Below are 7,070 nucleotides of genomic sequence, written 5' to 3'. Positions count from 1 at the left end.
GCTGATGCCGGGCCCGACGTGTTTGTGGGCTCCCGACCAGGCCCGGCTAGAGCGCGCGCTCGAGCACGTAGTCGTCCTCGAGCCGGCCGCCCACCTGGAAGTGCTTGATCCCGACGACGCCGAAGCCGTGCCGCTCGTAGAAGCGGCGGGCGCGCGCGTTGAGCTGGTTGACGCCGAGCCACATGCCGCGGGCGGCCCGGGCGCGGCCCTCGTCGAGCGATCGCTCCATGAGCGCGGCCGCGGTGCCCGCGCCGTGGTGGTCGGGGTGCACGTAGCACTTCGACAGCTCGATCGTCGGGGCGATCGACAGCGCGGCCCGGACGTCGTCGTCCGTGGGGTCGCCCGCGACGAGCATCGTGTACCCGACGAGGTCGTCGTCGAGCTCGGCGACGAGCACCACGCGCTGCTGGTCCTCGACGTACTCCGCGAAGCGTGCGGGGGACAGCACCGTGTCGATGAACTCCTGCTGGTCCTGCGCGGTCGACCCGGGCGGGCACGCGAGCGGGAACGTGAGGGCGGCGAGCCGCGCGAGCGCCTCGACGTCGGCGGGCAGGGCGGGGCGGATCGCGACGGGCACGCCCGCCAGCATAGGCAGCGCGCCGTCGCGAGATCCCCGGCGGACGGGCGTGGCCGCGGCTAGGCTCACGCCGAACCACTCACGGATGACGGGGGAACCAGGTGGCGGTCCTGATCGCGGACAAGCGCGTGCTCCACGCCGACCTCGACGGCGACTCGGTGCGCGCCGCGAACGGCTCGATGGTGGCGTACACCGGCAAGGTCGAGTTCAAGTACGCGAGCGGCGGCGGCGGGTTCCGCGCGGCGATGAAGCGCGGCGTCGCGGGCGAGTCGATCTCGCTGATGACCTGCACGGGCGCGGGGCGCGTCTACCTCGCGCAGGACGCGATGGACGTGACCGTCGTCCAGCTGTCCAACGACCGGATGACCGTCGAGTCCGAGCACATCCTGGCCATCACGGACGGGCTCCAGCTCGACGTGCAGTTCTCCGGCCTGCGCGGCATGACGACCGGCAAGGGCGTCGCGACGACGACCGTCACGGGGACCGGGCAGTGCGCGATCATGTCCGACGGCCCGCTCATCGCGCTCGCCGTGACGCCGGGCCAGCCGCTCGTCGTCGACCCCGACGTCTACGTCGCGGGCACCGGGCAGACACAGATGAGCATCATCTCGGGGGTCTCGTGGCGCTCGGTGATCGGCGAGGACACCGGCGAGCACTTCTCGCTGCGGTTCGAGGGCCAGGGCACCATCTACATCCAGCCCGCCGAGCGCTGAGGGGCCGCGAGATGGCATTCGAGAGCGTCAACAGCAAGGTCGTGCGGGCCCAGATCAGCCAGCAGGGCGCCGTCCTGGCGCGCCGCGGCGCGATGCTCGGCTACGACGGCAACGTGTCGTTCCGGCCGCTGGCCCACGCCCCCGGAGCCGGGATGATCACCGGCGAGTCGAACAAGATGATGGCCTCCGAGGGCTCGGGCTCGGTGCTGTACGGGTACCGCGGCCTCTACGTCACGGTCATCGTGCTCACGGGGGACTCGCTGTCCGTCGAGGCGGACCGCATCCTCGCGCACGACGCGAGCCTGCAGACGTCGGTCGAGATGATCGCCCAGGGCGGCGTGCGCTCGGCCGTCCGCGGCGCCATGACCGGCCAGGGGCTGTTCACCACGCGCATCTCGGGGCACGGCTCGGTCGCGGTGCTCTCGCACGGCGGCACCTTTCCGCTTCAGCTGTCGGGCCAGACGGTCGGCGTCGACCCGCAGGCCTACGTCGGGCACTCCGGGGCGCTGCAGGTCGACCTGAAGTCCAGCGTCGGGATGCGTCACCTCGTCGGGCGAGGCTCCGGCGAGGCGTTCCAGCTGCACGTGTCCGGCCACGGCACGGTCTACGTCCAGGCGTCCGAGGAGAAGTTCTGATGATCAGCGGGATCGACGCCACGGTCTACGACGCGCAGTCGCTGCCGAGCAACGACAACGTCAACGCCTACGCGTTCAGCATCGACCTGGACGGCGAGTGGTTCACGTCCAAGGGCGCGATGATCGCCTACTACGGCGCGATCGAGCTCTCGGGCCTGTCCGCGTACGCGTCGCACGCCGCCTGGGTCGCCGCGCGGTTCTCCTCGCCGCTGTACGCGCAGGAGTGGGTCGTCGCCTCCGGGCGCGGCAAGCTCGTGATCGGGGACCGCGGGAACGACATCAACTCCTACGACCTCGACAACGGCAACCTCACGATCAAGCAGACCAACCTGCTCGCGTTCGAGACCGCCCTCGAGCTCAAGCAGTCGATCATCCCGGGGTTCGTCACGCTCATCGGCACGGGCAAGTTCCTCGCGTCGTCGAACGGGCCCGTGATCTTCGTCGAGCCGCCGTTCCGCGCCGACCCGGACGCGCTGCTGGGCTGGGCGGACTGCCCTTCGCCGAGCATTCACTACGACTACCACTGGATGTCGCAGTCCCTGTCCGCGGGCGTGCACGCGATGTTCGGCCGCGAGTCCGGCGAGGAGCGGCAGTACGACTTCACCGGCGCCGGCACGGTGCTGCTCCAGTCCTCCGAGGTCACCCGCCACGACCCGGCGCTCGCGCGGATCGTGGAGCAGCACACCCATCTGCTCACGGCCGCGGCCGCCGGGGTGCTGGGCCACAAGCTCATCGCGCGATCGCAGGAGTAGCGCGCACCGCGCGGGGCGCCAGCCGCCGCTCGAGCCGGGCCCCGGCGGGGGCTCGACGCTGCACGGATCGTTGCAACGGCCGTGCACATCCGCAGCGCGGTCGATGCAACGAGTGATGCAGCGATCGAGGTGGTGGGTGACGCGTGAGAGTGCGCGCCGGCTGCCGTCGGTCGCCGCGCGCCGGGGGTCGTGCTCGCCCGGCGGGCGGGGTCAGGGGGCGCGGAAGGAGCGGCGGATTGCGCGGATGACCAGGCCGCCCGCCCACGCGGCGCCGGCGAGGCTCGCGGCGTTGACGCCGCGGCGCGCGTTCCGGCGGTGCCCGCGGAACTCGCGCACCGGCCAGCCCACCTCGGCGGCGTAGCGCCGCAGCCGCCCCTCGGGGTTGATCGCGCACGGGCGGCCGACCGCGGACAGGATCGGCACGTCGTTGAGCGAGTCGCCGTAGGCGTACGAGGCGGCCAGGTTGATCCCGCGCTCCTCGGCGAGCGCACGCACGGCGGCGGCCTTGGCCTCGCCGTGCAGCATGTCGCCGACGAGCCGCCCGGTGTAGTAGCCGTCGGCGTGCTCGGCGATCGTGCCGAGGCCGCCGGTCGCGCCCAGGCGGCGCGCGAGCAGGCCCGCGATCTCGATGGGTGTCGCCGTCACGAGCCAGACCGAGTGGCCCGCGGCGACGTGCTGGTCGAGCAGCCGCTGCGTGCCGGGATAGATGCGCAGGCAGAGGACCTCGTCGTAGATGTCCTCGGCGATCGCGGTGACCTCGGCGACCGAGTGGCCGCGCATGATCTCCAGGGCCTGCTGGCGCAGCTCGTCGATCTGGTGCTTGTTCTCGCCGAACAGCCGGTAGCGCGCCTGGTGGACGCCGAACCGCAGCAGGTCCCAGTTGCGGAAGAACCCTCGCCGGTACAGCCCGACGGCCAGGTGGAACGAGCTCGCGCCGCGGATGATCGTGTTGTCCACGTCGAAGAACGCCGCGACAGGGCACTGCTCCGTTCGGGAGGAGGGATCGGCCGGGCGCACGCGGCCACTGTAACGACGACGGCTGGGAGCGTTTATGGTCGGAGCCATGACTTCGAGCGGACCGACGACCGACGGGCCGACGACGAGCGAGACGGCGGGCGAGGCACGCATCGTGCTGTTCGGCCGCGACGGCTGCCACCTGTGCGACGACGCGCGCGAGCTCGTGCGCGCGCTGGCCGACGAAGCGGGCGCGCAGTGGCGCGAGGTGGAGATCGACGCCGCCGGGGGATCGGTCCTCGAGGAGTACGGCGAGCTCGTGCCCGTCGTCGAGGTCGACGGCGTCCGGCAGGGCTACTGGCGCATCGACGCAGATCGGGTGCGCCGGGCTCTCGCCACCGCGCGGCGCTAGCCATAACCTGACCGGCAGGTGTTGGCAGGGTCGACGACGACCCAGGTCGCAAGGGGGTTGGCGTGGCGATTCACCCGACGGACGGCGCTGGGCACACGGGTCGCGACGTGCCCCCGGCCACGGTGGCGCGGCTGCCCGGATACCTGCGGGCCCTCGACGCGCTCACCGAGGACGGCGTGGTGACCACCTCCTCCGAGGAGCTCGCCGAGCGTGCGGGGGTCAACCCGGCGCAGCTGCGCAAGGACCTGTCGTTCCTCGGGTCCTACGGGCGCCGGGGGGTCGGCTACGAGGTCGCGCACCTGTCCGAGCAGGTCGGCGTGGTCCTCGGCCTGGCGACGCTGCGCCGCGTCGTCATCGTCGGGATCGGCAACCTGGGCCACGCGCTCGCCAACTACTCGGGCTTCGCGGACCGGGGCTTCGCGGTCGTCGCGCTCGTGGATGCGGCACCTGCCGTCGTGGGGACCACGGTGGCCGGGCTCGTCGTCGAGCCGCTCGACCGGCTGACGGCCATCGTCGAGGGCCGTGGCGTGAGCATCGGCGTGATCGCGACCCCGGCCGCCGGAGCGCAGGACGTGTGCGACGCGCTCGTCGAGGCCGGCGTCGTCGGCATCCTCACGTTCGCCCCGCGCGCCCTGCGCGTCCCCGACCACGTCGACGTCCGCGCGGTCGACGTGGCGAGCGAGCTCCAGATCCTCGCCTTCCACGACGCCCGCCGCACCGCCACCGGCGCCTGACCCGCACCCGCCCCCGCACCACCCCCGCCGCGCGACCTCCGCCACGCCACCGCGGGTCAGGCGGACCGAGCGCGGGTCGCGCGCCACCCGCGCTCGGTCCGTATGACCCGCGCTCGCGATGAGTCGGCGGCGCACTCGCGGGAGGAGGGGGAGTCGGAGGGAGGAGGGGAGCCGGGCGTGAGGGGAGTCGGGCGTGAGCGGCGTGGAGGGGGGGCGCGGAGGCTGGCGGTACCGGGAGAGGGAACGCGCGAGCGCGCGGTCCCCGGAAGGGGCCGCGCGCTCGTGACGGGTGGTGCGGGGGTGTCAGGCCTGCTTGATCGCCGAGACGTCGAGCGAGATGACGACCTTGTCCGAGATGAGGACGCCGCCGGCCTCGAGGGCCGCGTTGTAGGTCAGGCCGAACTCCTTGCGGGAGATCGTCGTCGTGGCCTCGAAGCCCGCGCGCACGTTGCCGAACGGGTCCACGGCGGTGCCGTTGAACTCGGTGGCCAGCTCGACGGACTTGGTCACGCCGTGGATCGTCAGGTCGCCCACGACGACGTAGTCGCTGCCGTCGTGGTGCACGGAGGTGGAGACGAAGGTCCACTCGCCGAACTTCTCGACGTCGAAGAAGTCGCCCGTCTTGAGGTGGCCGTCGCGGTTGGCGTCGCCGGTCGTGACGGTCGACGGGTCCAGCGTGACGGAGACGGACGAGGCCGCCAGGTCGTCGCCGACGACGAGCGTGCCGCCGGTGACCGCGACGGAGCCGCGGACCTTCGAGATGCCGGCGTGACGGACGGAGAACGCCGCCTCGGTGTGCGACGTGTCGAGGGCCCAGGTGCCGGCGGTGAGCTCGGTGGGGGTCGTGGTGGTGGTCATCGGGTGCCTCCCAGGCATCGTTGAAGTCTCAACCAAACTGTTAGTTCAACTTTGTACTACACTCGCCACAGAAGCGCAACACCCGACGGACGGAGGTCCACACCATGGGCACGACCGACACGACCTCGCCAGTCGACGTGCAGTGGCTGACCGAGGCCGAGCAGCAGGACTGGCGCGCCTTCCGCGACGGCACGATTCGGCTGTTCGACGTGATCGCGCACGAGCTCGACTCGAACTCCGGCCTGTCCCCGCACGAGTACGAGGTGCTCGTGCGGCTGTCCGAGGCGCCCGCGCGCACGCAGCGCATGTCCGAGCTGGCCGACGACCTCGCGCACTCCCGCAGCCGCCTCACGCACACGATCCGCCGCATGGAGGAGCGTGGCCTCGTCGAGCGCTCGGCCTGCAGCGCGGACGCGCGCGGCGTGAACTGCGCGATGACGGAGCTGGGCTGGACGACGCTCGTCGCAGCCGCGCCCCTGCACGTCCAGTCGGTGCGCGACCACCTCGTCGACGTGCTCACCCCGGAGCAGTTCCGCGCGCTCGGCGACGCGATGGCGGCCGTGCGCGAGCACCTGGTCAGTGGCCCGTGTCACGCCGCGACGGAGTGCTGAGCGCACCACGCACACAGCCGCGTAGGGGAGACTGACCCGCATGGTTGCCACGACCGTCCACCTGATGCGCCACGGTGAGGTGCACAACCCCGAGGGCGTCCTGTACGGGCGTCTGCCCGGATACCACCTGTCCGAGCGCGGGCAGGAGATGGCGCGCGTCGTCGCCGCCCACCTCGCAGCGCCGGACCGCCGCCGCGACGTCGTCGCCGTGATCGCCTCGCCGCTGCAGCGCGCGCAGGAGACCGCCGCGCCGATCGCCGAGGCCTTCGGGCTCGAGGTCGGCACCGACCCGCGCCTGATCGAGGCGGGCAACCACTTCGAGGGCATGAAGTTCGGCGTGGGCGACGGCTCGCTGCGCCACCCGCAGCACTGGCCCTACCTGCGCAACCCGTTCCGCCCGTCCTGGGGCGAGCCGTACACGGAGCAGGTCGAGCGCATGCTCGCCGCCGTGAACGCGGCTCGCGAGGTCGCGCGCGGGCACGAGGCCGTGCTGGTCAGCCACCAGCTCCCGGTCTGGGTCACCCGTCTGGCGGTCGAGCACCGCCGCCTGTGGCACGACCCGCGCAAGCGTCAGTGCTCGCTGGCGAGCCTCACGAGCCTGACGTTCGAGGACGACCGCCTGGTCGGCGTCGGCTACCTCGAACCGGCAGCCCACCTGCTGCCCGGTGCCGCGACGGTGGCCGGGGCGTGAGCGCGCGCGCACGGACCCTGGCGGCAGCCCTGCTCGTCGTCGGCCTGCTCGGCGCCTGCAGCAGCGGTGACGGTCAGGGCTCGAACGACGTGAGCAACCAGGGCTACGTCTCCAGCGACGGTGCGATCGCCAC

Annotated in this window: 10 protein-coding genes; 7 read left to right on the top strand and 3 right to left on the bottom strand. The window is 72.3% G+C overall.

Annotated features, from left to right (window positions below; translation table 11 throughout):
- Positions 1-46 precede the first annotated feature (46 nt).
- Positions 47-589, bottom strand: a complete 543-nt coding sequence (locus D1825_RS01770) for a GNAT family N-acetyltransferase (RefSeq protein ID WP_199721459.1) — start codon at positions 587-589, stop codon at positions 47-49.
- An 89-nt stretch (positions 590-678) separates the two neighbouring features.
- Here D1825_RS01770 and D1825_RS01765 point away from each other — a divergent pair, with 89 nt between their 5' ends.
- From D1825_RS01765 to D1825_RS01755, 3 genes are read left to right on the top strand one after another with little or no spacing between them, the layout of a single operon-like run.
- The gene (locus D1825_RS01765) at positions 679-1,290 is read left to right on the top strand and encodes an AIM24 family protein (RefSeq protein WP_118765783.1); all 612 of its coding nucleotides are present in this window, start codon (positions 679-681) and stop codon (positions 1,288-1,290) included.
- An 11-nt stretch (positions 1,291-1,301) separates the two neighbouring features.
- Complete coding sequence (locus D1825_RS01760) at positions 1,302-1,925, top strand: AIM24 family protein (RefSeq protein WP_118765782.1); 624 nt, start codon at positions 1,302-1,304, stop codon at positions 1,923-1,925.
- On the top strand, positions 1,925-2,677 hold the full coding sequence (locus D1825_RS01755) for an AIM24 family protein (RefSeq protein WP_118765781.1): 753 nt from the start codon (positions 1,925-1,927) through the stop codon (positions 2,675-2,677). Before D1825_RS01760 ends, D1825_RS01755 begins: the two co-directional genes overlap by 1 nt.
- 210 nt (positions 2,678-2,887) lie before the next feature.
- On the opposite strand, the gene D1825_RS01750 is transcribed toward D1825_RS01755, so the two are convergent.
- Complete coding sequence (locus D1825_RS01750) at positions 2,888-3,694, bottom strand: HAD family hydrolase (protein ID WP_233549559.1); 807 nt, start codon at positions 3,692-3,694, stop codon at positions 2,888-2,890.
- Between the two features lie 46 nt (positions 3,695-3,740).
- Between D1825_RS01750 and D1825_RS01745 the strand changes: the two genes are divergently transcribed.
- Together D1825_RS01745 and D1825_RS01740 are read left to right on the top strand one after the other, a co-directional pair.
- Positions 3,741-4,043 carry a glutaredoxin family protein gene (locus D1825_RS01745; protein WP_118765779.1) on the top strand — a complete coding sequence of 101 codons (303 nt, stop codon included), beginning with the start codon at positions 3,741-3,743 and terminating at the stop codon, positions 4,041-4,043.
- A gap of 62 nt (positions 4,044-4,105) precedes the next feature.
- Positions 4,106-4,777 (top strand): redox-sensing transcriptional repressor Rex, encoded by a 672-nt coding sequence (locus tag D1825_RS01740; RefSeq protein ID WP_118765778.1) that lies wholly within the window; start codon positions 4,106-4,108, stop codon positions 4,775-4,777.
- Between the two features lie 303 nt (positions 4,778-5,080).
- On the opposite strand, the gene D1825_RS01735 is transcribed toward D1825_RS01740, so the two are convergent.
- Entirely contained in the window at positions 5,081-5,635 is a 555-nt protein-coding gene (locus tag D1825_RS01735; protein WP_118765777.1) for a YceI family protein, read from the bottom strand.
- Between the two features lie 104 nt (positions 5,636-5,739).
- Here D1825_RS01735 and D1825_RS01730 point away from each other — a divergent pair, with 104 nt between their 5' ends.
- Both D1825_RS01730 and D1825_RS01725 read left to right on the top strand, forming a co-directional pair.
- Positions 5,740-6,246, top strand: a complete 507-nt coding sequence (locus tag D1825_RS01730) for a MarR family winged helix-turn-helix transcriptional regulator (protein ID WP_118765776.1) — start codon at positions 5,740-5,742, stop codon at positions 6,244-6,246.
- A gap of 40 nt (positions 6,247-6,286) precedes the next feature.
- Positions 6,287-6,937: a histidine phosphatase family protein gene (locus tag D1825_RS01725; RefSeq protein ID WP_118765775.1), complete on the top strand. Its 651-nt coding sequence runs from the start codon at positions 6,287-6,289 to the stop codon at positions 6,935-6,937.
- Positions 6,938-7,070: the final 133 nt, after the last annotated feature.

It is taken from the genome of Cellulomonas rhizosphaerae (assembly GCF_003470205.1).
GTDB lineage: Bacteria > Actinomycetota > Actinomycetes > Actinomycetales > Cellulomonadaceae > Cellulomonas > Cellulomonas rhizosphaerae.
Note: the sequence above shows the minus strand (reverse complement) of the source record. Positions and strands in the feature narration are given on the sequence as shown.